This window comes from Pseudomonas granadensis, from assembly GCF_900105485.1.
Lineage (GTDB): Bacteria > Pseudomonadota > Gammaproteobacteria > Pseudomonadales > Pseudomonadaceae > Aquipseudomonas > Aquipseudomonas granadensis.
In genome coordinates this window covers 5791769-5818142 of record NZ_LT629778.1, presented here as the reverse complement: position 1 = coordinate 5818142, position 26374 = coordinate 5791769, and the positions used below count along the sequence as shown (strand labels likewise).

Here is a 26374-nt window from a genome sequence, read left to right as displayed (position 1 = left end):
GAGTTATTCCTCCGCGGCGCTGGCGCGCAGGCGGTTGATACGGTTTTCGCTCCACTGCTTGAGCAGCAGGATGAAGAGCGCCAGGATCAGCAACAGGCTCGCCACGGCGAACGCGGCCACGTGGTTGTATTCGTTGTAAAGGATCTCGACGTGCAGCGGCAAGGTGTTGGTCACCCCGCGAATATGCCCGGACACCACCGACACCGCACCGAACTCACCCATGGCGCGCGCGGTACACAGCACCACGCCATAGATCAGGCCCCATTTGATGTTGGGCACGGTGACGTGCCAGAACATTTGCCAGCCATTGGCACCGAGCAGGCGCGCAGCTTCTTCCTCCTGGGTGCCTTGTTCCTGCATCAGCGGAATCAGCTCACGCGCCACGAACGGCACGGTGACGAAAATCGTCGCCAGCACAATCCCCGGCAGGGCGAAGACGATCTGGATATCGTGATCCTGCAGCCACGGCCCGAACAGGCCCTGCGCGCCGAACATCAGCACGTAGACCAGGCCAGCGATCACTGGCGACACGGAAAACGGCAGATCGATCAGCGTCACCAGCATGCTCTTGCCACGGAACGAGTATTTGCTCACACACCACGCGGCGCTGACGCCGAACACCAGATTCAACGGCACCGAAATCAGCACGGCGAACACCGTGAGCTTCAGCGCCGACAGCGCATCCGGCTCGAAGATCGCCGTGAAGAACGCGCCGAGGCCGTTCTTCAATCCCTGCGATACCACGATGAACAACGGCAACAGCAGAAACAGGAAAAAGATCAGCCAGCCAAGACCGATCAGGACTCTGCGCGAGGTGGCACTGCCACGCCGCGCAGCGTTGGCCGCCGAGGCGGCCGCAATAGACGATTGGGACATGTGCGCGCCTCCTTATGGGGTTTCGATGCGCCGCTGCAGCAAATTGATCAGCAGCAACAGGACAAAGGAAACCACCAGCATCAACACGCCAATGGCTGTGGCGCCGGTGTAATCGTACTGGTCGAGTTTGACCATGATCAGCAGCGGCAGGATCTCGGTTTTCATCGGCATGTTGCCGGCGATGAAGATCACCGAACCGTACTCGCCGACGCCACGGGCAAACGCCAGGGCGAAACCGGTCAGCCATGCGGGCAGCAGCGCCGGTACGAGGATATGGCGAAACACCTGGATGGGCTTGGCCCCGAGGCACGCGGCGGCTTCTTCGACTTCGCGAGGAATGTCGGCCAGCACCGGTTGCACTGTGCGCACCACGAACGGCAGAGTCACAAAGGTCAGCGCCAGGGTGATACCCAGCGGCGTGTAGGCGATCTTGAAACCCAGGTCAGTGGCGAACTGCCCGACCAGGCCGGTCGGGGCGTACAGCGCGGTCAGTGCGATACCGGCCACGGCTGTGGGCAGCGCGAACGGCAGATCGATCATCGCATCGATCACCTTGCGCCCGGGAAAGGTGTAGCGCACCAGCACCCAGGCCAGCAATGTGCCGATGATGCCGTTGATGATCGCCGCGCACAGCGCAGTGCCGAAGCTCAGCTTCAACGCCGCCAGCACCCGCGGTGCGGAAATGATTGCCCAGAACTGCTCCCAGGTCAGCTGAGCGGCGTGGACGAACATCGCCGCCAGCGGGATAAGCACAATCAGACTGAGGTACACCAAGGTGTAGCCCAGCGTCAGCCCGAAGCCGGGTATGACGGGGGAGATACGACGCGACATAAAAGTCCCTGGTTAAAAAGCATTCCGCTGAACGCATCAATGTGGGAGCGAGCTTGCTCGCGAAGAGGGAGTATCAGTCAACTCTACGTCGTCTGACACTGCGCTTTCGCGAGCAGGCTCGCTCCCACATTTTCCGCGCGTGGCTGAGGTGAGATTACTGCGCCTGATAAATCTGGTCGAATACGCCGCCATCGTTGAAGAATTTCGGCTGCGCGGATTTCCAGCCGCCGAAGTCCTTGTCGATGGTCACCAGTTCCAGTTTCGGGAACTGCTGGGCGTACTTGGCGGCGATGTCCTTGTCACGCGGACGGTAGAAATTCTTCGCCGCAATCTCCTGACCGGCCGGGCTGTACAGGTGCTTGAGATAGGCTTCGGCGATCTGCGCGTTGCCCTTTTTCTCGGCATTTTTGTCGACCACGGCCACTGGCGGCTCGGCGAGGATCGACAGCGAAGGCACGACGATGTCGAACTTGTCGGCGCCGCCGTCTTCTTTCAGCGCCAGGAACGCTTCGTTTTCCCAGGCCAGCAGCACGTCACCCTGTCCGTTGTTGACGAAAGTGATGGTCGAACCGCGTGCGCCGGTGTCGAGAATCGGCACATGCTTGAACAGGGTTTGTACGTATTCCTTGGCCTTGGCTTCGTCACCGCCGTTGGCTTTCAGACCGTAGGCCCAGGCCGCAAGGAAATTCCAGCGCGCACCGCCGGAGGTTTTCGGGTTGGGGGTGATCACCGAGACGTCGTTCTTGACCAGATCGCCCCAGTCCTTGATGCCTTTCGGGTTGCCCTTGCGCACCAGGAAGACGATGGTCGAGGTGTATGGCGTGCTCGCTTCCGGCAGACGCTTCTGCCAGTCGGCCGGCAGGCTCTTGCCGAGCTTGGCCACTTCGTCGATGTCGCCGGCCAGGGCCAGGGTCACGACGTCGGCGCGCAGACCGTCGATCACCGCACGCGCCTGTTTGCCCGAGCCGCCATGGGATTGCTGGATTTTCACGGTGTCGCCGGCATGGTCTTTCTGCCAGAACTTGATGAATTCGGCGTTGTAGTCCTGATACAGCTCGCGGGTCGGGTCATACGAGACGTTGAGCAGTTCGTAATCCTTGGCAACCGCGGAACCGGCAAACACGGCACTGGCCAGCGCGGCCAAAGCGTAACGGCGAATCGACGACATGGTGAAAGCTCCTGAAATTCCTGGTGGTGACTTTTTTCTTATGGAATGCGTAATCGGCTGCCGGTCAAAGATCGCCGCCTGCGCCAGCTCTTGTCTGAAGCTCCCCGCAGGAGCTGGCGCAGGCTGCAATCTTTCAGCCCGGTTGCTTGCCGGGTTGCTGCAAGCGGAATTTCTCTTTGCGTTCGATCTGCACGACCTGGGCGTTGTGCACAGTGATTTCCACCGCGCCGAAACGCAGATCGCGCAGGGCGCTCTGGATTTCACGCAAGATCGTGCTTTCGTCCTGACCGTCAACGCTGCGAAGGGATGCGCTCATGGTGCTGCTCCTTTGAAGGGGATATGCCTGGCAGTGGGCGGCACTGCGTTCGGCGTGGGAGCAATATAAGAGAGAGGGAGATATTCTTAAAAAGACTATTTAAGAATGTTTATATAACCAGAAAAACTTCCCTCGCCACCCATCCGGGAGCAATGCTCAATCTCCTGCGCCGGCACCGGCCGGCCAAACCAGTAGCCTTGCCCCAGATCACATTCCTGCTCCAGCAAAAACGCCGCCTGCTCAACCTGCTCGATGCCCTCGGCGTGCACCTGCATGCCCATGCTGCGGGCCAGCGCGATGATCACCCGGACAATCGCCACGTCGTCCTCATCCCACGGCAAACCGGCGACGAAGCCTTGATCGATCTTGAGTTTCTGTACCGGCAGACGCTTGAGCCTTAACAGCGATGAATAGCCGGTGCCAAAGTCATCGATCGCCAGGCGGATACCCAGCTCACGCAAACGATGCATCTGCTCCAGCGCGACTTCCGGGTCGTCCATGACCGCGCTTTCGGTCACTTCCAGCTCCAGATACGCCGGCTCAAGGCCAGTGTCGTGCAGCACCTGCGCCACCTGCTCATAGAGTTCGCGCCGGGCGAACAGTCGCGACGACACATTCACCGCGACAAACGACAGCACCACGCCGGCCTGCTGCCATTGGCACATTTGCCGGCAAGCCTGCTGCATGACCCACGCATCGATGTCGGCAATCAGCCCGGTACGCTCGGCAATCGGGATGAACTCCGCCGGCGAGACCAGACCGCGTTGCGGATGCTGCCAGCGCACCAAGGCCTCGACGCCGATCAGCCGACTGCTGTGCAGGTCATGCACCGGTTGGTAATAAACCCGCAGTTCCTGCTGCGCCAGCGCGCGGCGCAATTCAAAGGCGAGTTCCACGCGTTGCTGGGCGTGGGCGGTGAGTTCCTCGGTGTACAAGGCGTACCCGTTGCGCCCGCTGTTTTTGGCCTTGAACAAAGCGGCATCGGCATTGCGCAGCAGTTGCTCGGCGCTCAAGGCATCGCTGGGGAACAGGCTGATGCCGATGCTGGCGTTGATCAACAACTCGTGGCCATCAACGCGAAACGCGTCCTTGAACGCATCGAGCATGCGTTGCGCCAGCGCCGCGGCCTGCACCGGCTGTGGACAACTTTCGGCGAGCACGGCGAACTCGTCGCCGCCCAGCCGCGCGAGGGTGATGCCGGGACCGAACAACCCCTGCAAACGCGCCGCCACGGCCTTGAGCAAGCGATCACCCACGTTATGGCCAAGGCTGTCATTGATCATTTTGAAGTGATCGAGATCGAGCATCAGCAGCGCGCAGCCGCGCTTGTGGATTTGCGCCGAGGCCAGCGCCTGCTCGGTGCGGTCGCTGAACAGCAGGCGATTGGGTAGATCGGTCAGCGGATCATGGTGCGCGAGGTGTTTGAGTTCGTCCTCGGAATGCTTGATCGCACTGATGTCGGAAAACACCGCGACGTAATGGCTGAGCCGGCCATGATCATCGTGAATCACGCGGATGGTTTGCCACTGTGGATAAATTTCGCCGCTCTTGCGCCGGTTCCAGATCTCCCCGCTCCATTCACCCTGCGCCTGCAACGTGGCGAACATGGCTTGATAGAAACCCGGCGGATGATGGCCAGACTTGAACAGACTCGGCTGCTGACCGATGACTTCTTCGCGCTGATAACCGGTGATAGCCATGAACGCACGATTGACGTGGACGATCAGGCCCTGATGATTGGTGACCAGCACGCCTTCGCGGGTGCAGTCGAACACCGCTGCCGCCTGACGCAAACGCTCGCGATCGGCGTGACGCTCGCGCAACCGTGCGCCGATGCCGAGAAGCCCGTACAGGCGCGCCCGCGCCAGAAAGATCAACCCGGCACTCACCGCGGCGAACAGGTAACCGTTGATCAGTTGCCATCGGGCAAGATCGACGGGATCATCGAAGAAATTGTTTAATAAATGATCAGTACCTTGCAGCCAGATGGCGGCAAGCACGAGATAGAGCAGCGCTGCACGCAAGGCATCGCGGTGAGTGGCAGGCATTCGGCTGTCCATGTCCCTACAAAAAGGTTGGAATTATAGGTCAAGAAACATCCAGCGACGCTTTCCTTGAAGGGCGGCTGGTTTTATCCGTGTGCTTGGTGATAATGCAACGGCTGTTTTTATCTTTATCGAGGGCCCTATAGCCTATGTGGTACGAAGGTTTTCTTGGCTTGTCGGCCTGGTCGCTGGTCGCGGTCACCCTGCTGATGACCCATGTGACGATTGTTGCCGTCACGGTCTATCTGCACCGTTATTCAGCGCATCGCTCGCTGGAGCTGAATGCCGGTCTGAAACACTTTTTCCGCTTCTGGCTGTGGCTGACCACGGCACAGAACACCCGCGAGTGGACGGCCATCCACCGCAAACACCACGCCAAATGCGAAACCGAAGATGACCCGCACAGTCCGGTGATCAAAGGCCTGTCCACGGTGCTGCGCACCGGTGCCGAGCTGTACCGCGCCGAAGCGCAGAACCCGGAAACCCTGCGCATCTACGGCAAGAACTGCCCGGAAGACTGGATCGAGCGCAATCTCTACAGTCGTTTCCCGCTGCTGGGCGTGGCAATCATGGGCGTTATCGACCTGCTGCTGTTCGGCACCATCGGCATCACCATCTGGGCGATCCAGATGATGTGGATCCCGGTGTGGGCTGCTGGCGTGATCAACGGTCTGGGCCACGCTGTCGGCTATCGCAACTTCGAATGCCGCGACGCGGCGACCAATCTGGTGCCTTGGGGAATCCTGATCGGCGGCGAAGAACTGCACAACAACCATCACACCTATCCCAATTCGGCCAAGCTGTCGGTGAAGAAGTGGGAATTCGACCTCGGCTGGGCGTGGATCAAGGTCTTCAGCTTCCTCGGTCTGGCCAGGGTTCAGCGAGTTGCGCCGATCGCACATCGGGTCGAAGGCAAAGGCAGCCTGGACATGGACACCGCCATGGCGATCCTCAACAACCGCTTCCAGATCATGGCCCAGTACCGCAAGCTGGTGATCGGTCCGCTGGTCAAGCAGGAGCTGGCCAAGGTCGATCATTCGGTGCGCCACCAGTTCCACCGCGCCAAGCGCCTGCTGTCGCGCGAAACCAGCCTGCTGGAAGACCGTCACCACCTGCGCATCCAGACCATGCTCGAGCACAGCCAGGCGTTGAAAGTCATTTACGAAAAGCGTCTGGCCCTGCAACAGATCTGGGTCAAGACCAGTTCCAATGGCCACGACATGCTCGCCGCCATCAAGGACTGGATTCACGAGGCCGAGGCCAGCGGCATCCAGTCCCTGCGTGAATTCGCCGACCAGTTGAAAACCTACTCGCTGCGTCCTGCAGCAGTCTGAGACCGTTGATCGGTGCACTCGCCCAGGCGAGTGCACCGTTTTGAACTTCGCCGAAAATCTCCTATCTCAAAGACACTTCGCCACCCCGGCGGGCTGTAATGTGGCCGCTGTCGAAATCGCGGCACGCCCTTTGAGATCTGTGCCGATGGTCAACAACAATCCAAAAGACTCATCCGTCCCGCAGTGGCCCGAGGCCGCGCAAACCCTGATGGCGCTGATGCATGCGCAAGGCGAGGTTGCACGCCTGAGCGAACGCGAACAGTTGTTCAGTTCCTTGCTGGTCAGCGTCAACGCGGTGCTCTGGGCATTCAACTGGGAGACCCGTCAGGTGCTGTACGTCAGCCCCGCCTATGAACGGATTTTCGGTCGCTCCGCCGGGCTGCTGCTTGGTGACTACAACCAGTGGCGAGACAGCATCTACCCCGATGATCTGGACTACGCCGAGCGCAGCCTCGCCGAAGTGCTGCACAAGGGCGCGGTGGAAGACCGCGAGTACCGGATCATCGCCGCCGACGGCCAGGTGCGCTGGCTCAGCGACAAATGCTTCATCAATCGCCAGGACGATCCGGACCAACCGGTGATCATCGTCGGCATCGCCGAAGACATCACCGACAAAAAGCACATGGAAACCGAGCTGCAACGCCTGGCGACCACCGACGTGCTGACGCAAAGCAGTAACCGCCGACACTTCTTCGAGTGCGCCAACCGCGAATTCGAAGAAGCACGCCTGCGCGGTACGCCGATGGCGTTTCTGCTGCTGGATATCGATGACTTCAAAGCGATCAACGACAGCTACGGCCACCCGGAAGGCGACACCGTGCTGCAACGGATTGCCGAGTGTGGCCGCAGCTCGTTGCGCCGTGGCGATCTGTTCGGGCGAATTGGTGGTGAGGAATTTGCTGCAGTGTTTCCCGGTTGTGCACCGGAAATGGCCATGCAAGTGGCGGAACGCTTGCAGCAGGAAATTCAGCGTTTACGGTTCAGCCATGACGGCCAGACGTTCGGCATCACCGTAAGCCAGGGATTGACCAGCCTGACCGATGACGACAAAAGCCTCGACAATCTGTTCGCCCGGGCAGATGCGGCGATGTATGAAGCCAAGCGCCAGGGCAAGAACCGCATCATCTCTGCCTGACGCCAAACCCAGGCCTCACACAGATCAACTGTAGGAGTGAGCCTGCTCGCGATGGCTGAGTGTCAGGCAACAATTATTCGACTGACTCTCCGCTATCGCGAGCAGGCTCACTCCTACAAGGGTTTGTGTAAGCCGGTTATTTGCGCATCCGCATCAGCTCCGGCAATCCAATCTTCAGCAACCGCGCCGTGCGGCTCTTCGCCAGTTCTTCGACGCCCTCGTGCTCGGTCAGCCGCGCCATCTGCGCCGCCATGTTCATCACCAGCGCCTCACGGGAATACACCCCGCCACCGAGCTGATAGGCCGAGGCAATCAGTTCGCGCAGTTCCAGCGGCAGACGCCAGCGCGTGCGCAACGCAGAACCATACGCCGCACCAAACTGCGCCAGCGCCTCGCCGACTTCCTCCTGCTCGTCCAGCGCCCCGCCCGCCTGCTGCCACTCCTGCAGACAACGCAGCAACGCCAGATCGCCGAGACGGTGCAGCATGCCGGCGCAATAGCAGCGCTCCTGATCCAGGTCGAGCAACCGCGCCAGGGTGCGCGCATATTCGGCGGTGTGCAGTGACAAGCCCCAATAACGCTCGGCGTAGTCCGCCAGACACGGATCGCTGAGCCGGGCACTGCGCTTGAGCGCCAGCCCAAGGATCAGATTCATGCTCTGCCCGGTGCCCAGCCGATGCAGAGCTTGCGCCAGTGTCTGCACCGGCGCGCCATGGTGCTGCGCCGCGCTGTTGGCCGCGGCGATCAGTACCGCCGTGATCTGCGGGTCGGTGCGAATCTCTTCTTCGAGCAGCTTCAGGTCGAGGCCATCGGGATTGAGGCTGCGCTTCACCGCCAGTTGCACATCGGTCATCAACGGCGCGCCGTCGGTTTGCTCACGGCGCCGCTCAAGAAACACCGAGAGGGTCATGCCCGGCGCCAGGGCCGGCACTTCACAGAACACCTCCTGCCCGGCGTTGAGCAGCAAGCCCTGCAGACGCTCGGTCAGGCCCTCCATGTTCAATGGTTTGGTCAGATACGCCGTCGGTGCCAGCGGGATGGCTTCGCGCACGCTGGCACTGTCGTTGCGGCTGCTCATCAAAATGAATGGCAGCGGCGGGTTGCGCTTGCGCTGACGCACGCTGCGCAGCACGTTCAAACCATCGACGCCGGGCAGTTCCCAATCGACGATGGCAAGGTCATAGGGAATTTCGGTGAGCATCGACAGCGCTTGCTGACCATCGGCACACAGATCCAGCCGCGCATCGCAACGCACGTTCAGCAGCACTTGTTTGAGCAGATCGCGGGACCACGGATCGGCCTCGGCAATCAACACGCGCGGTACGGCGGGTAATTCAACGGCAATCATGCACGCACTCCCTGGCAATGCCTTGAACCTTAGCCAATGCCGGGCAATCGAGACAGCGCTAAACGCCGATATGTTTGCGCCGGCATGAAAAAACCCGCCGAAGCGGGTTTTTTGTCGATCCGTTCACAGAATGCCGGCTTACAGCTCCGAGAAGCACTCTTCGATGATCGCCAGACCTTTGTCCAGTTGCTCGTCCGGCGAGGTCAGCGGTACCAGTACGCGCAGCACGTTGCCGTAAGTGCCGCAGGACAGCAGGATCAGCCCCTTGTCGCGAGCCTTGGCCACTACGGCCGCTACGGCAGTCGGGTTTGGTTTGTGGCTGTCACCGTTCTCGAACAGCTCGACCGCGATCATTGCGCCCAGCGCACGCACTTCGCCAATGACCGGGTATTTGGCCTGAATGTTTTTCAGGCCAGTGACCAGACGCTCGCCGACGGCCTTGCAGCGGTCCAGCAGGTGTTCTTCTTCGAACACTTCCATCACGGCCAGGGCCGCAGCGCAAGCGATCGGGCTACCGGCATAGGTGCCGCCCAGGCCGCCTGGGGCGATGGCGTCCATGTATTCGGCCTTGCCGCACACACCGGCCAGCGGGAAGCCGCCAGCGATGGATTTGGCGAAGGTGGTCAGGTCGGCAGCAACGCCCATCTGCTCCATGGCGAAGAACGTACCGGTACGGCCAGCGCCAGTCTGTACTTCGTCCGCGATCAGCAGGATGCCGTGCTGATCGCACAGCGCGCGCAGGCGCTTCATGAATTCTTTCGGCGCGACGTAGAAACCACCTTCGCCCTGCACCGGCTCGATGATGATCGCGGCGATGTCTTTCGGCTCGGCGTCGTTCTTGAAGATGCGTTCGATCGAAGCGATCGAATCGTCGATGCTCACGCCGTGCAGCTCGTTCGGGTACAGCGCGCGGAAGATGCCGCCTGGCATCAGGCCCATGCCGGCCGAGTACGGCACGACTTTACCGGTCAGACCCAGCGTCATCATGGTGCGGCCGTGGTAGGCGCCAGTGAAGGCGATGACGCCAGCGCGACCCGTGGCGGCACGGGCGATTTTCACGGCGTTCTCGACGGCTTCGGAACCGGTGGTGACCAACAGGGTTTTCTTGGCGAAATCACCTGGAACCTTGGCGTTGATTTTTTCGCACAGCTCAACGTACGGCTCGTAGGCCAGCACCTGGAAGCAGGTGTGGGTCAGCTTGTTCAGCTGTTCGGTCACGGCGGCGATGATTTTCGGGTGCACGTGGCCGGTGTTCAATACCGCGATACCGCCGGCGAAGTCGATGAACTCACGACCTTCAACGTCGGTTACTGTGGCGTTCTTCGCGGATTCGGCGAAGATCGGGTGAATCTGGCCAACACCGCGCGGTACAGCAGCGGTACGACGGACCATCAGTTCAGCGTTAGTCTTGCTCATTACAGTCCTCATTCGCCGCTCATCGGGCGGCGTGGTTCAAGGATGAAGCGGGAGGAATCGGCGGTGGCAGCATGCGATGATCGACTGCCACGGCGTTCCCGGCCGCAGAGAAAATGCAGGTTTCAAACCACGCAAAGGGACAGCGCTCTCGTGCCCTTTGCGTTTACCGCGATCCTTGTCGGAGTCCAAGCTTTAGCGCTTAGATGCCCAGGCAGAGGTATTTGATTTCCAGGTAATCTTCGATGCCGTACTTGGAGCCTTCACGACCCAGGCCCGAGGCCTTGATGCCGCCGAACGGCGCGACTTCGTTGGAGATCAGCCCGGTGTTGACGCCGACCATGCCGTATTCCAGCGCTTCGGCGACACGGAACACACGACCGAGGTCGCGCGCATAGAAGTACGAAGCCAGACCGAATTCAGTGTCGTTGGACATCGCGATCACTTCGGCTTCGTCTTTGAAGCGGAACAGCGGCGCCAGCGGGCCGAAAGTTTCTTCCTTGGCCACCGCAGCGTTTTTCGGCACGTTGGTCAGAATGGTCGGTTCGAAGAAGTTGCCTTCCATCGCCTTGCCGCCAGCCAGAACGGTCGCGCCTTTGCTCACGGCGTCAGCGATATGCTCTTGCACCTTGGCCACGGCTTTCTCGTCGATCAGCGGGCCGGTGGTGGTGCCGTCTTCCAGACCGTTGCCGATCTTCAGCTTGGCAACTGCCACTTTCAGCTTCTCGGCGAACGCGTCGTAGACCGCGTCCTGAATGTACAGACGGTTGGCGCAGACGCAGGTCTGGCCGTTGTTGCGGTACTTGGAGATGATCGCGCCTTCGACGGCCTTATCCAGGTCCGCATCGTCGAACACGATGAACGGCGCGTTGCCGCCCAGTTCCAGCGAGACTTTCTTGATGTCCTTGGCGCATTCGGCCATCAACTGGCGACCGATTTCGGTCGAGCCGGTGAAGGACAGCTTGCGCACGATCGGGTTGCTGGTCAGCTCGCTGCCGATGTCGCCGGCACTACCGGACACCACACTGAATACGCCCGCCGGAATGCCCGCACGCTGGGCCAGTTCGGCCAGGGCGAAAGCGGAAAATGGCGTTTGCGAAGCCGGCTTGAGCACCATGGTGCAACCGGCGGCCAAGGCTGGACCGGCCTTGCGGGTGATCATCGCCGCCGGGAAGTTCCACGGGGTGATCGCGGCGGTGACGCCGATCGGCTGTTTGATCACGATCAGGCGCTTGTCGGGCTGATGGCCCGGAATCACATCACCGTAGATGCGCTTGGCTTCTTCAGCGAACCACTCGATGAACGACGCGGCGTAAACGATTTCGCCCTTGGCTTCGGCCAGCGGCTTGCCCTGCTCGAGGGTCATCAGGCGCGCGAGGTCGTCCTGGTTTTCGATCATCAGTTCGAACCAGCGACGCAGCTTGCCGGCACGCTCTTTGGCGGTCAGCGCACGCCAGGCCGGCAGCGCCTTGTCAGCGGCTTCGATGGCACGACGGGTTTCGGCAGCGCCCATCTTCGGCACGGTGCCGAGGATTTCGCCAGTGGCCGGGTTGTTGACCTTGATCGTCTGACCGTTGTCGGCATCGACCCAAGCGCCATCAATGAAGGCTTGCTGGCGGAACAACTGGGTGTCTTTAAGCTGCATGTCGGCTTTCCTTAACAGCACCGCGGCCAGCGCGGAGCAAAATTATGATTGTAGAAAGGCGCCTCGCAAGGCTGCCGTCAGGGAAATCAGTGACCGGGTGTGGCGCAGGAGCAGTGCACGATTAGCAACACCAGCGCTTCGACACCCAGCAAAGAGCGTTTGAAATCTCAAACGGATCGTAGGATCAAAGGGGTTAAAGGACAATAGGTCGTTCGAAAAAAAGAACAAAAAGCCCGTTTTTCAGATCAACGCACCAGAAACCCGAACCGCAGGAAAAACCTTAGATCAACCCCGGCAAAGCGCCAAGCGAGGGTTTTGCAGGACGTTACCGCTTTCTGGAATGCAGCGATTTCACCGACACGTGCCCTGACAAAACCCGCCGAAACCCGGCATGGACGCCCCGAGTCGACCTAGGTATGATGTCGCCCGCTGCACCAGTAGCTCAGCTGGATAGAGTACTGCCCTCCGAAGGCAGGGGTCGTGGGTTCGAATCCCGCCTGGTGCACCATATAACGAAGCCTCGGGTGATCACACCGGAGGCTTTTTTTTGCTTTTTTTTGCTCAGCGGCGCTGCGCCCCGCAGCGATTACCTTGCGGTTCCTGAGTTTCCCGATGGTTTACGTTAGTATCCCGCTCGATGTCGTCTCCGCGAATATGATTGAGTCATTCATCTATCGCTGCCCCGTCACCTTTGAAAGGCCCTTGCCTCCATCGAGCAGGCTCACCAAGGTGATCAGATATTTGAAAGAATTCCGACCCGGCTCTTCAGCCAACAGCTCTTGAAACAATAGCTCACTCGTTTTGTGCTTTGAAATTCCTAGGGAGGGACCAGTGCAATATGTACTGCTGACGTATTTTGTTTTTCTTGGGCTAACAGCTTTTACCTCAAGATTCATCATCAACAAGTTTCGGGCCGAACATCCTGTTTCGCTCATACTGGCGATGATCATCCTTTATCTCTTCGGCTGTGTTCAGTTGCTTGGCGTCGGAATAAAAGTCGTGCTTTCGTGCGCGGCCATTGGCTGTGTCGCAGGCTTTTGGACGTTGATGAAGGGAGGCACAGAGCGTTTTTCAATAGTGCGTCAAGCCGTGGAACTGGCGGTGCTGTTCGCTTTGGCGCTGATCCTGTCGTGGGGTTCGCAGTATTGGGTGTGGGATGAGTTTTCCCACTGGGGTGCTGCAGTCGAATACCTGTCGCTGACGAATAACCTGCCTACAAGCAAGGAAGTTCAGGTTTTCCCCAACTACATTCCCGGCATATCGTTGCTGCGTTATTTCGGCGAAAGCTTGCTGCAGGGTAGTGGCGTAGCGTCGGCCTATTTCATCACTTGGCTGCTGGGTCTCTCCACCATTTACTGTGTATCGAACTCAGAGTCCCGCACCAAGTGGGCCATCACCATCATCACCTTGTTTTTTGCTTATCTGGCTTTTTATCAGGCATTGACGCTGACGTTGCTGATCGACCCGTTGCAGTCGCTGCTGTTCCTGTGTGCTCTGCGCTTTGCCTACAAAAATGACCGCGACAGCTTCAAGGTTGCCTTGCTGGCGATCATTGCGGTGGTGCTGCTCAAACACGTCGGTATCATCCTGGCGGCATTCGTATGGGCCTATTACGTCGGCATGCGCCTGTTTGCCGACAAGCTCGAGATCAAGACCATTCTCCCTCGGTCGCTGGTATTAATGGCAGTACCGCTGCTGACTTACCTGTCTTGGGAGTGGTACGTCGCGGCATATGCCCTGACGATCAAATTCGAAGGCATGTCAGTGATGCTCAAAGGTGCGGGATTGTTGAGCAACGTATCGATCGGTTTGCATCATGTTTTGGGTAACCTGTTTCCCCACGCAGCGTTTTTGCCACCCGCTCATCAGATGGAATTTTTAACGCCAGGGATTCCACTATGGATGTTCATCAGCATCGCAACAGCCGCCGCGCTGGTGCTGACCTACAACCGGAGCAGTAGCCAAAAGGAAATGGCGCTCACCTTTGCTTTCCTTTTACTGACAACCGTCGGCTATCTGCTCTTCCTGTCGTATGTGACTATTGCCTCGGGATGGTTCAACGATCATGTATCGTTTTCCAGATACTTTATCGTTGCCCTGTTCGCTACATTCTTTCTCCAATACTTCGTTGCGAGAGATGGGCTTTCGATACTGCGCTGCGCCCTGATCGCAGTCCTCATGATTGGCGCCGCATACGTAACCGCGCCACCCTTGAACATGTTTTTCGTGCAAGAAAAGCGACCGTCCGTACCACTTCATGACGTTTACCGGGCAAAAGCAGCCCAATTGCTCAAGTACACCACCGGCACCGAAAGGGTCATGTATGTTGACGGCAAGGATTCAAGCTTCGGTTACTTCATTTTCAGATTGAAGACTCAACCGCTACGCTACCTGTCGTACAGCAGCACATCGTTCATGAACCAGCCAGCGACCGACAACGCCAAGAACATTGATCGGTTCAAACGCGCGATTTGTCAGTTTGATTACGTTTATGCAGACAGTCCGCCGGAAGATTTCTGGACGCGCAACGGCGAGCCGTTCGATACGAAGGGCGGTCACGTCTATAAAGTCATTCGCAATGGTTCAGTGTATTGCAGCGCAATACTCCTGGAAAAATGATTCGCAAACCTGCCAAAGCGCTCAACTGACATAAACAAAAACCCCGCCAAAGGCGGGGTCTTTGTTTCCGGCTTTGATGACAACTGGAGTGCTTAGCTTTTAGGGTTGAATTGCCCCAGGCACGCCTTGAACAGAATCTCCAATACCGACAGATTGCCTTTGAAGGCGCTGATCTTGGTGGGCACTTCACCTTTTGGATAACGACGTACCGTCGGCAACTCGACGCACTGGAAGCCCAGCTTCGGCGCGCGAAAGGACAGATAGGCCAACAGTTCGTACGTCATGAATACATCACGAAAAGGCGCCACGCGTGGATCGAGCAGCAGTTTGCGGCTGTAGGCGCGAAAACCTTGGGTAGTGTCGGTCCATTTGAAACCGGAGCTCAGGCTCAGCAACGGCGCATGGATGAAACGGATCGCAAAATCTCGCGAGGCAGGCGTGTTTTCTGCGACGCCGCCTGCCACGAAACGTGATGCCTGGACAAAATCCACCCCTTGCTTCATCGCTTCGATGAAGCGAGGAATGGCATCCGGGTCATCCTTGTCATTACCGTCGATGGTTACGATGCCTTCGTAACCCTGATCCAGAGCGAAAGCGTACGCGCAACGCAACTGCGCGCTGAGCTTGCCCGGACCGGTCTTGACCAATAACCCGCGCACACCTGCCTGCTGCAACGCATCCAGCGCCAGCGAGCCATCGGTGCTGCCCCCGTCGACAATAATAATGTCGGCGTGGGAAGGAATACCGCACGCGGCCATTCTCGCCAGTAGATTCTTGATCCGTTCGCCTTCGTTGATCAGCGGAATAACCACGCAGAAATCACGCTGCCGGCCCAGCCACAGCGGTGTATCGAAAGTGGGTACGTGCCAGGAGCTACGCACGACAGGATCAATCAAGGAGGACGTCATCTTGTGTTCCATCAGGCCACGCGCGCAGTAATCAAAGCCACGCCGGCGATTACCAATAAAATCCCTGCACCGGTCGTCCAGTGAAAGGGTTCTCGAAAAATCAACACCGAAGACAGGGCCACAGCCGCCACCGCGCCTGCAGTCAGCACCGGGTGTGCAACGTTCAATGGCAAACGTGCAAGCGCGGCGGCGTACAACAGGAACGCCGTGCCGTATAGACCCAGTCCGAGCCAGAACGGCCAATTACTCAAGGCTCCCAGCGGGTCGGTCGGAGAAGGGAAGCGGCGTGGCGGGGTCATTGCAATTTTGATCAAGACACTCGCTGACGCGTTGGACAGGATTCCCAGCAACAGGATCATCCATTTCATGGGTTGCGCTCCATGTCCCGGACCCGATAGCAGTCAACGGCCTTGATCAACGCACGCTCGATCGAAGCCAGGTGTGGCTCGGCAGAAGTGGCGACCATTTCGATGGATACCAGATGATTCGGCAGATATTGCCGTACCGCGGCACTCATGCTTTCGTGGTTCGTAGAACCATCGCCCAATGGAAGCAGGTTCGGCTCACTCGCGTGGATATGGCCAATCAATGATGCACAGTCTTCAAGCACTGCCATGGGCCGCTCATCGTTGATTGTCAAAGCGCCGGTATCCAATTGCATGCGGATGGCCGGGTGCGCGGTTTGCCTGACCACAGCAGCCGTTTCAGCACTGGTGGTCATGAAGTTGGCGCCGTAACAGGTCGGATTCGGCTCCAGACAGATGAATACGCCGCAGCTCCTGGCGATATCGCCCAACTGACGGAAGAACACCACCCCAGCCTCCAGCGCCTGCTGATCGGTCAAACCGCTTCTATCGCGATTCTTCGGCGAGCCGAACACCAATCGGGTGGCGCCCAGACGTCCCGCGACACGGCATACGCCAGTCAGATGCTGCAACAATGCCGACTGGCTTTGCGGGTCACCGAACACATTGAGACCACTGGTACCAAACAGCAATGACTGCATGCCGGTAATCTCGACGCCATGTTGAGCCCACCAGGCCTTGACCCGTGCAATATCCGCATCGGTTGCCTTGCTGCAGTCGGGAAAGTATTTGCCGGGGGCGATGTCGATTGCATCAATGCCATAGGCTCGCAGCAGCTGCGCAACGGCGTCGTCTTCAACGACATCCCAGGCGATGTTGGAAATGGCCAGTCTCATGATTTTACAAGCGCCCCGCGCGGCTCGGACTGGGCATACGCTCTGACGGCCAACAGGGTCTCGCGCAAGCTGTACTGATAACGACCTTCGCCACCGAACACATTTGCGTACCGAGTCTGCATGTCGTAAAAGCCGACGGGATTGTCCAGGGCGTTGGCGAACTCACGCGCAAAACCGTCCTTCGCAATGGCAGCCACACTGACAGGTTGCGCGGTCAGGTGGACAAGTTTGATGCCCGCCTCGATTGCCAGCTGAATATCGAACCAGAGATTGATCATCGGGTAAAACTGAAAGACCCCGCGGCTATCTATGGCATGCAGATTGTTATCGTTGAGGAAGTCGAAAATGACATTCTTGCGCAGACCTGGCCCTACCAATCCGGGAAGACGCACGATCAGGTGCTCGGGAAAGTGCGCCTCCACAAATTTTTCCAGCAGGCGACGGTTCAAGCCATAGGCGTGCAAACCGGACTCGTCCACCGGGGAATCTTCATCGACACCTACCGATGACTTGAAGACGTCAACCGTACTGATGAGGATAAAACGGCGGCACTTGAGCGTCTTCAAATGCGAAATCAAGCCCTCGATCTTCAAGCGGTCTGCTTCAGGTTCGCGGTTGGCGATCCACTTTTGTGCCGGCGCGCCGGCGCATACGACGGTATCGAATGTTTGGCCTTCGATATCGGCGATATTGGTCGAACGATAAAGAGCTTGAAATTGCGCCTGTTTGAGCAGAGTGGTGCCCACGAATCCGGAAAAACCAATCAGTGCGTTGTTCATTTACCGCTCCTGCATGTTCCGGGGCTCGCTCGAAATGAACACAAGCGAATCGAGCCGTTCCAGAACGTCGTAAATATTGTCAATTTTACCGCCCAGGATCGAAAAGCACCCCGGCAAGGCTGCATGCTGTTCGAAAAGAATCGGCCGGCCGTCATCGCCTTCGTTTTTAACCAGCACGGTTTTCACCTCAAAAAGCGAATCCTTGTACCTGGCTTGCGACACTGCCGGTATATAACGAGCGACGTCACGAACCATACGGTCTACGCGACTGAGGCGCTCGTACTCCGTCAGTTTCCGGTATGGATCGATCCCCTTCTCGTCGGTCCAGTGCAAATGCGGGGTATAGCGGACGTGGGACAGCGTATGCAGACCGCGCGCCGGAAAAGGCATCATTGAAAAGAACGGCCCATCCATCACGGTGATCCCCAGGTTCACCAAGGCGTCGGGCATCTGCATCAGAGCCATTTCGGTGACTTCCTGCTTCAATCCTGTGCTGACGCCGGGAAAGTCCCCACCCAGTTGGTTCAACCCGCTGTAGCTACAATTGAACACGTAGCGAGCAGTCAATTGCTCGCTCACGCCGTCCGGTCTGGCCAACGTCACCTGCAACGCATCGGTAGCTCTGGAAATGGCTTTGGCGCACGTCTGATAGCGAATCTGCACCCCGCTCTCGGCAAGCTCCCGCTCTGCCCAGGCGGCCAGACGGGTGGAATCGAACGCATGCTCCTCCACCAAAAACACATCCTCGATCAGACGTGGCTCGAACAACGCTCGCAATGGCAATGCAGCGGGCTCGATGGCTGCGCCGATCTCGCGACAGAAACGCGCGAATTGCCCCGCCGTGCATTTCGAATTACGACGCGCGATTGCATAGAGCTTGGTGAAATCGGTTTTCACCGCCATTGGCCAATCGCGAACGAACCTGGGCAGATTGATACGACTGCGGTAAGCAGTCGTGAAGCTGCGCGGATAGTGGAAACCGTTATGCACTCGGGCCTGATTGTTGTAAGACGCACGTTGCATCAAACGCGCCTCTCGTTCAATCAGCACCACATTCTTCAGATTCCGCTGTTTGGCCATATAGATCGCGATCGCGGCACCGTAGAACCCACCGCCGATCACCACGACATCCTGATCAGGGTGGCGCATCAAGAGACCTGTTCGCTACGGCTACCGCCGGCCTTGTCGGCGACTTCTTCGATATTGAGCTTTTCCAGCCGGGTCATGCGCGCGCTGGTGAATTCCTGCCCCACATGGTAACGCGGCCCTTCATTCGACAAACTGACCATGTTGAGAATGTATTCACCCAGTACCAGCAGCACCAGCGAAATCAGGAAGAACATGCCCGACTGTTGTAGCGAAAGACTGACCCAGCCCGGCGCAATATCGGTTTTCAGCAGGGCAATGATCATTACGTAGACGCCGTAGACCAGATTTGCCAGCGCACCGAACATCGACAGCCCGGTCACCAGTCGCATCGGCGCCCGAGTGGTCGACACCAGAAGGCGCATGCCCCGATCGATACTGTCGCTCAGGCTTTTTTTCGGAGCGGTTCGGGCCGCCGCACTGTATTCAAGCGAGGCGCGCGCAAATCCACCCGTAGCCGGAAGGTGGCGATAGGAAAGCGTCGGCTGGGGATGCTGGAGAATATAGTTGATTACGGTTTTGCTTAGAATGCGGTAGGACGGCGCCTCTTTGGCCAGATGCACGCCATTGCACCAGTTATACAACGTGTGAAACAGATTGTAGGCCGCACGGTAGGCAACGCTTTGAAGGGGTTTCTCGCGATTATGGGCAAAGACCACGTCGGCCCCTTTAACCGACTTGTCGAGCATTTGGGGCAGGAAATGAATGTCGTCCGCCAACGGGTCAATGACCGCAACAAAATCACCCAACGCGCTTTCCATACCGACCCAACAAGCCGAATCGGCATCGACTTCCTTGGTCAGCGCATAGACTTGCAAGTTAGCCATGCCTTGCTCACCGGTCAGACGCTTCATGATCGTGATGGTGTCATCATCGGAAGCATTGTCCACAACGATCAATTCGAAATCACTGACAATCGGCGCAATCACCGCAGTCGCTTCGGAAAGGATGAACTCAATGGATTCTGATTGGTTACGTACTACAAACACCACAGAAAGAAAACACGGGTAAAAATCCATTTAATTTTTCACTTTTAAGCTGACTGATAGGGACGAGGAATCGTTTTGAGGCGCGGGGATCCAAGGATCGCATTTCAAGCAAACGCTGTCAGACTCAAACGTCATCCTCGCCGTCTCGCCTCGAGTCCGCTGTGGTTGGCATGGCCTGAGAATCATCAGGCTCGTCGTCCGCCGCCTCCAGTTCCTTTCGGGTTTCGAGGATTGCCTGACGAATCTCCTTACCCTTGATCGGGCAGTTGAGCAATTGGGCAATTCGGTCGACTCGTTGTGTCATGCCAGCCTCTGGCGCACTGAAAAGTACCTTAATAGTGCGCGCTTTTTCCTGCTCAGGCCAATGCTCAGCGGTGATAACGCCGCACCGCGCTGCTGTTGCGCAGCACATGGCCTTTGATTTTTTCCATCAGCTCGGCGCGGGTCAGGCCGGCGGGCAAGGCGTCGGGGGCCAGATCCAGAGCGTAGATCTGGATGATGTAGTGGTGCGCGCTATCGCCCACGGGCGGGCATGGGCCCATGTAATGGGTGTTGCCTTTGCTGTTGGTGCCGCCGACGCCTTCGAGGGCGGATTTGGCGCCGACGCCGGCGGCGATCTGGCGGGTCGCGGGTTTGATGCCGTAGTGAATCCAGTGATCGACACCCAGGCCCTTCTGGCCGTCCGGGTCGTGCATGACGATGGCGTAGCTCTGGGTTCCGGCCGGGCCGGCGTTCCAGCTCAGCGCGGGCGACTGGTTCTTGCCGCCGCAACCCGGGGCGTCGCTGGCGGCGGCCGAGGTGAACAGGCGGTTATCGGAAACCCCCGGGATGCTCAGGGTGAAGCGTTCCTGGGCCTGCGCTGGAAACTGCACGCAAAGGGCGACGGCAACGGCCGCCAGCCAAGGGTTGAGAGAGGTCAATCGGGTCATTCCGGGAGCACCTTGTGCAGTGGGGCCGTCGTCGGCCTGCAAACTATAGCCGTACCGTTCGTGCCGTGGCAGTAGCAAATGGCTGAACCTCGAATTGCCGCACGCGTTCACAAGAAAAACGTCTGTGAGGAAACCACCATGCCCCTGCACCGTGTCGCCCGTTTCGCCGATGTTCCGCAAGATCGAGGCCTGCAAGTGGAAATCGGCGACTGCAAGATCGTGCTGTTGCGGACCAACGGCCAATTGCGCGCGTTTCAGGGGCTGTGTCCGCATGCCGGTGCGCCGTTGGCGGAGGGCGCGTTGTGCCATGGGCGGTTGATCTGCCCATGGCATAAAGCCGCGTACCGCGCCGAGGATGGTGCCCTGTGCGAGCCGCCTTCACTCGACAGTCTCAAGCGTTATCCTCTGGAGTTGCGCGACGATGAAGTGTGGGTCGATGACCAGCCGCTGCACGATCCACACATGCCGCCTGCCGACGATCCGAGAACGTTTGTGGTGGTCGGCGCCGGTGCGGCAGGTACCGCGTGTGCAGCCGCGCTGCGGGAGAAAGGTTTTGGCGGACGAATTGTACTGGTCGACGGCGAAGCGGATGCCGGCTACGACCGTACGGTGCTGAGCAAATTCGTTCTCGCCGGCGAGATGTCGCCAAAGGAAGTACCGCCCTTGCGTGATCAGGCGTTCTACCAAGCGCAGCGCATCGAACGCGTGCAAGGCGAAGTCAGCTCACTCGACGCGCCGGACAAAACCCTTCATCTGAACAACGGCGGAGTTCTGCGTTACGACGCTGCGGTACTGGCTACCGGCGGCGCGCCGAACCCGCTGAAGCTGCCCGGCGCCGATCTGGCCAATGTTTTCGTGCTGCGCTCGAAAACCCACGCCGAACAGATCATCGGCGCCGCTCAAGCGGATCAGCGCGCGGTGATCATCGGCGACAGCTTCATCGCCCTCGAATGCGCTTCGGCGCTGCGTCAGCACGGCCTCGACGTCACGGTACTGGCCCGCCATGAGACACCCTTTGCAAAGCAATTCGGCGAAGCCGTCGGCAAGGCGATTCGCGCGTTGCACGAGGCGCATGGGGTGAAGTTCATCACTGATCATGAGGCCACGGAAATTCTTGGTGAGGACAGGGTCGAGGCGGTGCTGCTGGACAACGGTCTGCGCCTCACGGCTGATCTGGTGCTCGCCGGGATCGGCGTACATCCGGCCACCGAAGCGTTCGCGTCATTGCCCAGAGAAGACGACCAATCGTTGCGCGTCGATGGCGGTATGCGCGTGAGCGAAGGATTATGGGCCGTGGGTGATATCGCCACGTTCCCGTTGAATGGCCAGCCGCAGCGCATCGAACATTGGCGCCTGGCGCAACAACACGCGCGCATCGCTGCCGCCAACATGCTCGGAGGCGATGAGCGTTACCTGGATGTGCCGTATTTCTGGACCTTCCACTTTGGCAAGAACTACGACTATCTGGGTCGCGCCGAGGCGTGGGATGAAGTCGAATTTGATGGCGAGCCGGAGAAACCGCCGTTCATCGGCCTGTTCGCCAAAAACGGCGTCGTGGTCGCGGCGGTGGCGTGCGACAGGCAACGGGCGATTGCGCTGCTTGCCGAGCGGATGAAACAGCCGCTTTCGATGGCTGAAGCGTGGAAGCTGATTCGCGAATAGCTGCGACCGATCATTTCTCGCGAACTGATCGTTCCCAAGCTCCTGCGTGGGAATGCAGCACGTGACGCTCCGCGTCACTGGACGCGGAGCGTCCCTGGAGGCATTCCCACGCGGAGCGTGGGAACGATCACACTCGTCAAGTGGGGGCGGTTAACGGATCAGGGTTTCACGCTGTTCGTCATCTTCGGCGTGCAGAAAGATCACCCGCGGATGCTCCAGCGGCGCCAGCGGTGGCGGCAGCTCTGACGGTTGTACCGGCCAGAAATGCGTTTCTACATGACTGATGTCGCCGTCCTGATCGTTGTGGATGGTCATCACCCCCGGCGTGCGCAGTTTCTGCAACCGGTCAGCACACAGCTTGAAGCTCTTGCTCAGCCCTTGATCGTCGATCACTGGCGAGGGCAAACGGCGCTGGGCAAAGCTGCGGCTTTTACGCTGTTGATAACGCGCCCAGCCAATCAGCACCAGCGCATTGGCCAGCGCCACCCATAAATAGATCTGCAATGTGCCCAGCGCATCGAACGCCGAGTTGTCGATGCGCGGCCCGCCGACGTGCGTTTCGACCAACGGCCACAGGCCGCGAATCAGCAGGAACAGCAGGCCGATCCACGCCACCAGCGTGACCAGCACATCGATCACGAGCAGCAAGGGTCGCTGGCGGGTCCGGATGATTTTCATTTTATGACCTCCTCTTCGTCGTCGCCGATCGGTTTGATGCCCCTGTCAGGACTGACCCAGCGCGCACGTTGCTGATGTTGGCCAAACAAGACTTTGGGGAAGCTGACCAGCGTGGTCAGCAGGCTGACGAACCAGAACGCGATCGGGTACCAGACCACCCAGAACATGGTCTTGCCCAGACCCGGCTCGTAGCGGCGGTCAATAATGATGCTGACGGCAAACTGCACCAGGCAGACGAACGCCAGCAGCAACCCGGTGAATGCCGGCGGCATCAAGTGATGCACAGCGATCGCTTCAGGCATGACCACGAACTTGCCCACGCCCCAGAAAATCACCGAGAGCAGGAAGGTGAACGCCCAGCCGGTCGACAGGCAGTATTCGAACAGCAGCGGCCACAGGTAACGATGGCGGTACTGCCAGATGCCACGGATGTTTTTGAACAGCACTTCGGCACCGCCCTGAGCCCAGCGCAGGCGCTGCTTCCACAGGCCGCCGAGGGTTTCCGGCATCAGAATCCAGCACAGCGCGCGCGGCTCGTAGAAGATGCTCCAGTGATCGAGTTGCAGCTTCCAGCTGATATCGATGTCTTCGGTGATCATGTTCGGGCTCCAGTAGCCGACCCGGTTCAGCGCCGTGCGGCGGAACGCGACAATCACCCCGGACACGGTAAAGATCCGCCCGAACACCCGTTGCGTGCGCTTGATCAGGCCGATAATCGACGAGAACTCGCCAACCTGCACCCGCCCGACCAGCGTCGAGCGCGTGCGAATCCGCGGGTTGCCGGTCACTGCGCCAAGGCGTGCGTTATCCAGCATCGGTGCGACCAGATACGCTGCGGTGTTCGGCGCCAACAGCGCGTCACCGTCAATGCACACCAGATACTCACTGCGTGCGGCAATGGCGCCCATGCGCAGAGCCACGGCCTTGCCCTGGTTCTCCGCCAGATGCAGCACACGCAGGCGCGGATCTTCCTTGGCCAGCGCATCGAGGACTTCGGCGGTGTTGTCCCTGGAACCGTCGTTGATCGCGATGACTTCGATGTTCGGATAATGCTGGGCCAGGGCCGCGTGAATGGTGTCAGCGGCGTTTTCACCTTCGTTGTAGCAAGGGATCAGGATCGAAATCAGCGGCTCGCCTGCCAGCGGCGGCGGCAAGGTGTCGTCCTTCCATGGCCAGTGGCGCTCCCAGTGCAGCCAGAAATACAGGCCGCCGGCAATCCACAGGCCCGACATGAACAGCGGGTAGAAGAACACGAAGTCCATCAGGAACTGCCCGGTGACCAGGAAGATCAGGCCCAGCGGCACGCCGAGGACGAGCGCCAGAACCAGCAGGGCTAACAGTCTATCCAGCATCTCAGGGATTCCATTTGTTGGAGAGCGCAGGCCGTACGGTTTTCAGGTCCGGCAGGTTGTCGAGAAAATTGTCCGGGTAATAACCGAAGCTGGTCGCACCCTGACGCTTGAGACGGCCCATCCAGTCGGCCAGTTGTGCAGCGTCGATATCGGCCTGGTCCTTCTTGGTCCAGTCCCGCGCCTGCAATTCGAACACGGTGCGGTTCAGCGCGCCGGGACGTTTGCTGACGGTGGCGACCAATCTTTCAAGCCATGGGCCCGACTCTGCCTGAGTCTGTTTTTCCATCAGCGGCATCGCCATCGGCGCGGTCCAGTCGTAGGTCGCGAGGAAGTCATCGAGGTTCTGCGCGAACCAGGCTTCGCTGTCGGGGTTGAGCATCGGTTCGGCAAAAATGTTGCGCGCGGTCTGCACTTGCGGACCGCGAATAGCGCGGACCTTGGCCGTCAGCTCGTTGGTGAAATCGATGAGGTAGCGGCTCTTGAAGCGTGTCCAGCGTTGCATCGCTGCCGGGTCATCGCGCAACGCGGCAATCGAACCTGGCAGACCCTGAGCGGCGTAGGCTTTCAGCGCTTGCGGACCGGCGTCTTCGAAGTCCGAAAGCACCGCGTCATCGTGGTAGAGAATGCCGTCGACCGAGGTCAGTCGCGCCACGTCCTCGTAGATTTCGCCGATGATGCGCCGCACTTCGGGATCGAACGGTGACAGGCGTTTGTACTGATCCGGATCCACCGACGTGGTGGCGGTTTTCGGGTCCCAGCGCGTCACTCGCGGCAGCTTCGCGTCCAGCTCGAAGCTGAGCACCGGCATCCACGCGTAGACTTTTACGTGAGCCCGGGTGCGCAACTGCCAAGCGACACGGTCGAACAGATCGGCGCGCATCGGCAAGTGACGATTGGGGAAATACAGCGAGTGCACCAGACCGTCGCCCTTGGGATCGGCGAAGGCCTGCAGGAACACCGTATTGGCGCCCAGGTCGGCCATGCGCTGCACCAGTTTGCCGAGGTTGATGTCCTGCTGTGCCGGGTCCGGGTCGTAGACATTGTCCAGATCGACATGCACCACGCGCATGGCCTGCTGCGCCTGCACACCGACCACGCTGTTGGCGAAATGCTCGCCGTCCGGGTCGGAGGCGACCAGGAAACGCGGGCTGCTCATCAGGTTATCGAGGGCGTCGAGACCATCGTCCAGCGTCAAGGCCATTTCGTAGCCTTCCTCACCGACCACCGTCAGTGACGTGCCGTCCGCCGCACCATACGGCCAGACCCACACCCGCGGTTTCTTGCCGGTAGCCTTGCGGATCTTCTCGGAAATATTACTCACGTCGGTACGAATCCGTGCGCGGAAATCAGCTTCGGACTCATAGCGTTTGGTGACCGGGTCGTAGCGTCGGGCCGCGGCGGCCGGCTGCAGGTTACCCTGCGGGTTGGCGAGGATACCCTTGTGGTTGGCGTCGGTGTGCGCGGCGATTTCCACCAGACCGGATTGCGAGATCTCGCGCACCTGATCCCAGGTCAGGAAGTCGGAACGCGCGCGCGGCGTGCCGGCGAAATCCACCGGTTGATTGAGCGGCGTGTCAACCCAGCTGCCGACCGGCGCCAGCAGCGCGTGCCAGTTATAGGCGCGCAGCACCGGCAGTACGCGGGTGTAGAAGCTCGCATAACCGTCGTCGAAACTCAGCAGCACGGCTTTCGCCGGCAGCTGCGGCCCGCCCTTGCGTGCGGCCATGATCTGGTCGACCGTCACCGGCTGGTAGCCGTTTTCGCGCAGCCACGCCAGTTGCTCGATCATGCGCTCGGTGCGCACTGCCACCACGGCCTGATCGGGATCACGGTCTTCGACATCGTGATAGGCGATGCCGAGGAAATGGTTTTTCGGCCACGGTTGCTCACTGGCAACCACCGGGCGCTCGGAGGGTGGCGCGAAGGCCGGGGCCTGCTGGGCGCAGGCGCTGATCAGCAGCGCTCCCAGCAGAAGGATCAAACGCGAGATAAAAGGCATC

General features: G+C 59.3%; 23 protein-coding genes and 1 tRNA gene. 5 read left to right on the top strand and 19 right to left on the bottom strand.

The genetic code is table 11. The annotated features are described in order from the left end of the window. Positions 1 to 3: 3 nt before the first annotated feature. From cysW to dibA, 5 genes are all read right to left on the bottom strand, one after another. Positions 4 to 876, bottom strand: coding sequence for a sulfate ABC transporter permease subunit CysW (gene cysW, locus BLU52_RS25980; protein WP_090288166.1), 873 nt, complete (start codon positions 874 to 876; stop codon positions 4 to 6). 12 nt (positions 877 to 888) lie between these two features. Continuing rightward, positions 889 to 1707 carry a sulfate ABC transporter permease subunit CysT gene (gene cysT, locus BLU52_RS25975; RefSeq protein WP_090288164.1) on the bottom strand — a complete coding sequence of 273 codons (819 nt, stop codon included), beginning with the start codon at positions 1705 to 1707 and terminating at the stop codon, positions 889 to 891. 154 nt (positions 1708 to 1861) lie between these two features. After that, positions 1862 to 2875, bottom strand: coding sequence for a sulfate ABC transporter substrate-binding protein (locus tag BLU52_RS25970; RefSeq protein WP_090288162.1), 1014 nt, complete (start codon positions 2873 to 2875; stop codon positions 1862 to 1864). A 133-nt stretch (positions 2876 to 3008) separates the two neighbouring features. Then, positions 3009 to 3191, bottom strand: coding sequence for a sulfur starvation response protein OscA (gene oscA, locus BLU52_RS25965; protein ID WP_007917682.1), 183 nt, complete (start codon positions 3189 to 3191; stop codon positions 3009 to 3011). A gap of 95 nt (positions 3192 to 3286) precedes the next feature. Next, positions 3287 to 5239, bottom strand: a complete 1953-nt coding sequence (gene dibA, locus BLU52_RS25960; protein WP_090288160.1) for a phosphodiesterase DibA — start codon at positions 5237 to 5239, stop codon at positions 3287 to 3289. A gap of 146 nt (positions 5240 to 5385) precedes the next feature. Here dibA and desA point away from each other — a divergent pair, with 146 nt between their 5' ends. Together desA and BLU52_RS25950 are read left to right on the top strand one after the other, a co-directional pair. Beyond that, positions 5386 to 6570 carry a delta-9 fatty acid desaturase DesA gene (gene desA, locus BLU52_RS25955; protein ID WP_090288158.1) on the top strand — a complete coding sequence of 395 codons (1185 nt, stop codon included), beginning with the start codon at positions 5386 to 5388 and terminating at the stop codon, positions 6568 to 6570. Positions 6571 to 6715: 145 nt separating this feature from the next. Then, complete coding sequence (locus tag BLU52_RS25950; RefSeq protein ID WP_090288157.1) at positions 6716 to 7705, top strand: GGDEF domain-containing protein; 990 nt, start codon at positions 6716 to 6718, stop codon at positions 7703 to 7705. A gap of 136 nt (positions 7706 to 7841) precedes the next feature. Here the strand turns inward: BLU52_RS25950 and BLU52_RS25945 are convergent, their stop codons facing one another. The 3 genes from BLU52_RS25945 to gabD form a co-directional block, all read right to left on the bottom strand. Further along, positions 7842 to 9053, bottom strand: a complete 1212-nt coding sequence (locus BLU52_RS25945; protein WP_090288155.1) for a response regulator — start codon at positions 9051 to 9053, stop codon at positions 7842 to 7844. Positions 9054 to 9191: 138 nt separating this feature from the next. Beyond that, positions 9192 to 10469 (bottom strand): 4-aminobutyrate--2-oxoglutarate transaminase, encoded by a 1278-nt coding sequence (gabT, locus tag BLU52_RS25940; protein ID WP_090288152.1) that lies wholly within the window; start codon positions 10467 to 10469, stop codon positions 9192 to 9194. Between the two features lie 199 nt (positions 10470 to 10668). Beyond that, the gene (gene gabD / locus BLU52_RS25935; protein WP_024011131.1) at positions 10669 to 12111 is read right to left on the bottom strand and encodes an NADP-dependent succinate-semialdehyde dehydrogenase; all 1443 of its coding nucleotides are present in this window, start codon (positions 12109 to 12111) and stop codon (positions 10669 to 10671) included. A 431-nt stretch (positions 12112 to 12542) separates the two neighbouring features. Here gabD and BLU52_RS25930 point away from each other — a divergent pair. Continuing rightward, a tRNA-Arg gene (locus BLU52_RS25930) sits at positions 12543 to 12619 on the top strand. A 323-nt stretch (positions 12620 to 12942) separates the two neighbouring features. Continuing rightward, positions 12943 to 14730, top strand: a complete 1788-nt coding sequence (locus BLU52_RS25920; protein ID WP_157720723.1) for a hypothetical protein — start codon at positions 12943 to 12945, stop codon at positions 14728 to 14730. 92 nt (positions 14731 to 14822) lie between these two features. Here the strand turns inward: BLU52_RS25920 and BLU52_RS25915 are convergent, their stop codons facing one another. The 8 genes from BLU52_RS25915 to BLU52_RS25880 form a co-directional block, all read right to left on the bottom strand. Next, entirely contained in the window at positions 14823 to 15638 is an 816-nt protein-coding gene (locus BLU52_RS25915) for a glycosyltransferase family 2 protein (RefSeq protein ID WP_090288146.1), read from the bottom strand. A gap of 11 nt (positions 15639 to 15649) precedes the next feature. Next, positions 15650 to 16006 carry an EamA family transporter gene (locus tag BLU52_RS25910; RefSeq protein ID WP_090288145.1) on the bottom strand — a complete coding sequence of 119 codons (357 nt, stop codon included), beginning with the start codon at positions 16004 to 16006 and terminating at the stop codon, positions 15650 to 15652. Continuing rightward, entirely contained in the window at positions 16003 to 16839 is an 837-nt protein-coding gene (locus tag BLU52_RS25905; RefSeq protein WP_090288143.1) for a sugar phosphate isomerase/epimerase family protein, read from the bottom strand. Before BLU52_RS25905 ends, BLU52_RS25910 begins: the two co-directional genes overlap by 4 nt. Then, entirely contained in the window at positions 16836 to 17618 is a 783-nt protein-coding gene (locus tag BLU52_RS25900; protein ID WP_090288141.1) for an NAD-dependent epimerase/dehydratase family protein, read from the bottom strand. The genes BLU52_RS25905 and BLU52_RS25900 overlap by 4 nt, the downstream gene beginning before the upstream one ends. Further along, positions 17619 to 18767, bottom strand: coding sequence for an FAD-dependent oxidoreductase (locus BLU52_RS25895; RefSeq protein WP_090288139.1), 1149 nt, complete (start codon positions 18765 to 18767; stop codon positions 17619 to 17621). After that, the gene (locus BLU52_RS25890; RefSeq protein ID WP_090288137.1) at positions 18767 to 19783 is read right to left on the bottom strand and encodes a glycosyltransferase; all 1017 of its coding nucleotides are present in this window, start codon (positions 19781 to 19783) and stop codon (positions 18767 to 18769) included. The genes BLU52_RS25895 and BLU52_RS25890 overlap by 1 nt, the downstream gene beginning before the upstream one ends. Before the next feature lie 94 nt (positions 19784 to 19877). Next, positions 19878 to 20057, bottom strand: coding sequence for a hypothetical protein (locus BLU52_RS25885; protein WP_090288135.1), 180 nt, complete (start codon positions 20055 to 20057; stop codon positions 19878 to 19880). Between the two features lie 64 nt (positions 20058 to 20121). Then, the gene (locus BLU52_RS25880) at positions 20122 to 20682 is read right to left on the bottom strand and encodes a YbhB/YbcL family Raf kinase inhibitor-like protein (protein ID WP_090288133.1); all 561 of its coding nucleotides are present in this window, start codon (positions 20680 to 20682) and stop codon (positions 20122 to 20124) included. A 138-nt stretch (positions 20683 to 20820) separates the two neighbouring features. Between BLU52_RS25880 and BLU52_RS25875 the strand changes: the two genes are divergently transcribed. Beyond that, positions 20821 to 22344 carry an FAD-dependent oxidoreductase gene (locus BLU52_RS25875; RefSeq protein WP_090288131.1) on the top strand — a complete coding sequence of 508 codons (1524 nt, stop codon included), beginning with the start codon at positions 20821 to 20823 and terminating at the stop codon, positions 22342 to 22344. Between the two features lie 150 nt (positions 22345 to 22494). Here the strand turns inward: BLU52_RS25875 and pgaD are convergent, their stop codons facing one another. From pgaD to pgaB, 3 genes are read right to left on the bottom strand one after another with little or no spacing between them, the layout of a single operon-like run. Then, positions 22495 to 23022 (bottom strand): poly-beta-1,6-N-acetyl-D-glucosamine biosynthesis protein PgaD, encoded by a 528-nt coding sequence (gene pgaD, locus BLU52_RS25870; RefSeq protein ID WP_090288129.1) that lies wholly within the window; start codon positions 23020 to 23022, stop codon positions 22495 to 22497. Continuing rightward, on the bottom strand, positions 23019 to 24374 hold the full coding sequence (pgaC, locus tag BLU52_RS25865; protein ID WP_090288127.1) for a poly-beta-1,6-N-acetyl-D-glucosamine synthase: 1356 nt from the start codon (positions 24372 to 24374) through the stop codon (positions 23019 to 23021). Before pgaC ends, pgaD begins: the two co-directional genes overlap by 4 nt. A gap of 1 nt (position 24375) precedes the next feature. Continuing rightward, positions 24376 to 26373 carry a poly-beta-1,6-N-acetyl-D-glucosamine N-deacetylase PgaB gene (pgaB, locus tag BLU52_RS25860; protein ID WP_090288125.1) on the bottom strand — a complete coding sequence of 666 codons (1998 nt, stop codon included), beginning with the start codon at positions 26371 to 26373 and terminating at the stop codon, positions 24376 to 24378. Between the last annotated feature and the right edge of the window lies 1 nt (position 26374).

Excerpts from the sequence above, each read along its gene's own strand:
- oscA (WP_007917682.1), bottom strand. The coding sequence starts at position 3,191 with ATGAGCGCATCCCTTCGCAGCGTTGACGGTCAGGACGAAAGCACGATC.
- gabT (WP_090288152.1), bottom strand. The coding sequence starts at position 10,469 with ATGAGCAAGACTAACGCTGAACTGATGGTCCGTCGTACCGCTGCTGTA.
- BLU52_RS25890 (WP_090288137.1), bottom strand. The coding sequence starts at position 19,783 with ATGGATTTTTACCCGTGTTTTCTTTCTGTGGTGTTTGTAGTACGTAAC.
- BLU52_RS25945 (WP_090288155.1), bottom strand. The coding sequence starts at position 9,053 with ATGATTGCCGTTGAATTACCCGCCGTACCGCGCGTGTTGATTGCCGAG.
- desA (WP_090288158.1), top strand. The coding sequence starts at position 5,386 with ATGTGGTACGAAGGTTTTCTTGGCTTGTCGGCCTGGTCGCTGGTCGCG.
- BLU52_RS25875 (WP_090288131.1), top strand. The coding sequence starts at position 20,821 with ATGCCCCTGCACCGTGTCGCCCGTTTCGCCGATGTTCCGCAAGATCGA.
- BLU52_RS25910 (WP_090288145.1), bottom strand. The coding sequence starts at position 16,006 with ATGAAATGGATGATCCTGTTGCTGGGAATCCTGTCCAACGCGTCAGCG.
- pgaC (WP_090288127.1), bottom strand. The coding sequence starts at position 24,374 with ATGCTGGATAGACTGTTAGCCCTGCTGGTTCTGGCGCTCGTCCTCGGC.
- BLU52_RS25900 (WP_090288141.1), bottom strand. The coding sequence starts at position 17,618 with ATGAACAACGCACTGATTGGTTTTTCCGGATTCGTGGGCACCACTCTG.
- pgaD (WP_090288129.1), bottom strand. The coding sequence starts at position 23,022 with ATGAAAATCATCCGGACCCGCCAGCGACCCTTGCTGCTCGTGATCGAT.
- BLU52_RS25885 (WP_090288135.1), bottom strand. The coding sequence starts at position 20,057 with ATGACACAACGAGTCGACCGAATTGCCCAATTGCTCAACTGCCCGATC.
- gabD (WP_024011131.1), bottom strand. The coding sequence starts at position 12,111 with ATGCAGCTTAAAGACACCCAGTTGTTCCGCCAGCAAGCCTTCATTGAT.
- cysW (WP_090288166.1), bottom strand. The coding sequence starts at position 876 with ATGTCCCAATCGTCTATTGCGGCCGCCTCGGCGGCCAACGCTGCGCGG.
- BLU52_RS25970 (WP_090288162.1), bottom strand. The coding sequence starts at position 2,875 with ATGTCGTCGATTCGCCGTTACGCTTTGGCCGCGCTGGCCAGTGCCGTG.
- pgaB (WP_090288125.1), bottom strand. The coding sequence starts at position 26,373 with ATGCCTTTTATCTCGCGTTTGATCCTTCTGCTGGGAGCGCTGCTGATC.
- BLU52_RS25895 (WP_090288139.1), bottom strand. The coding sequence starts at position 18,767 with ATGCGCCACCCTGATCAGGATGTCGTGGTGATCGGCGGTGGGTTCTAC.
- BLU52_RS25905 (WP_090288143.1), bottom strand. The coding sequence starts at position 16,839 with ATGAGACTGGCCATTTCCAACATCGCCTGGGATGTCGTTGAAGACGAC.
- cysT (WP_090288164.1), bottom strand. The coding sequence starts at position 1,707 with ATGTCGCGTCGTATCTCCCCCGTCATACCCGGCTTCGGGCTGACGCTG.
- BLU52_RS25950 (WP_090288157.1), top strand. The coding sequence starts at position 6,716 with ATGGTCAACAACAATCCAAAAGACTCATCCGTCCCGCAGTGGCCCGAG.
- dibA (WP_090288160.1), bottom strand. The coding sequence starts at position 5,239 with ATGCCTGCCACTCACCGCGATGCCTTGCGTGCAGCGCTGCTCTATCTC.
- BLU52_RS25915 (WP_090288146.1), bottom strand. The coding sequence starts at position 15,638 with ATGACGTCCTCCTTGATTGATCCTGTCGTGCGTAGCTCCTGGCACGTA.
- BLU52_RS25880 (WP_090288133.1), bottom strand. The coding sequence starts at position 20,682 with ATGACCCGATTGACCTCTCTCAACCCTTGGCTGGCGGCCGTTGCCGTC.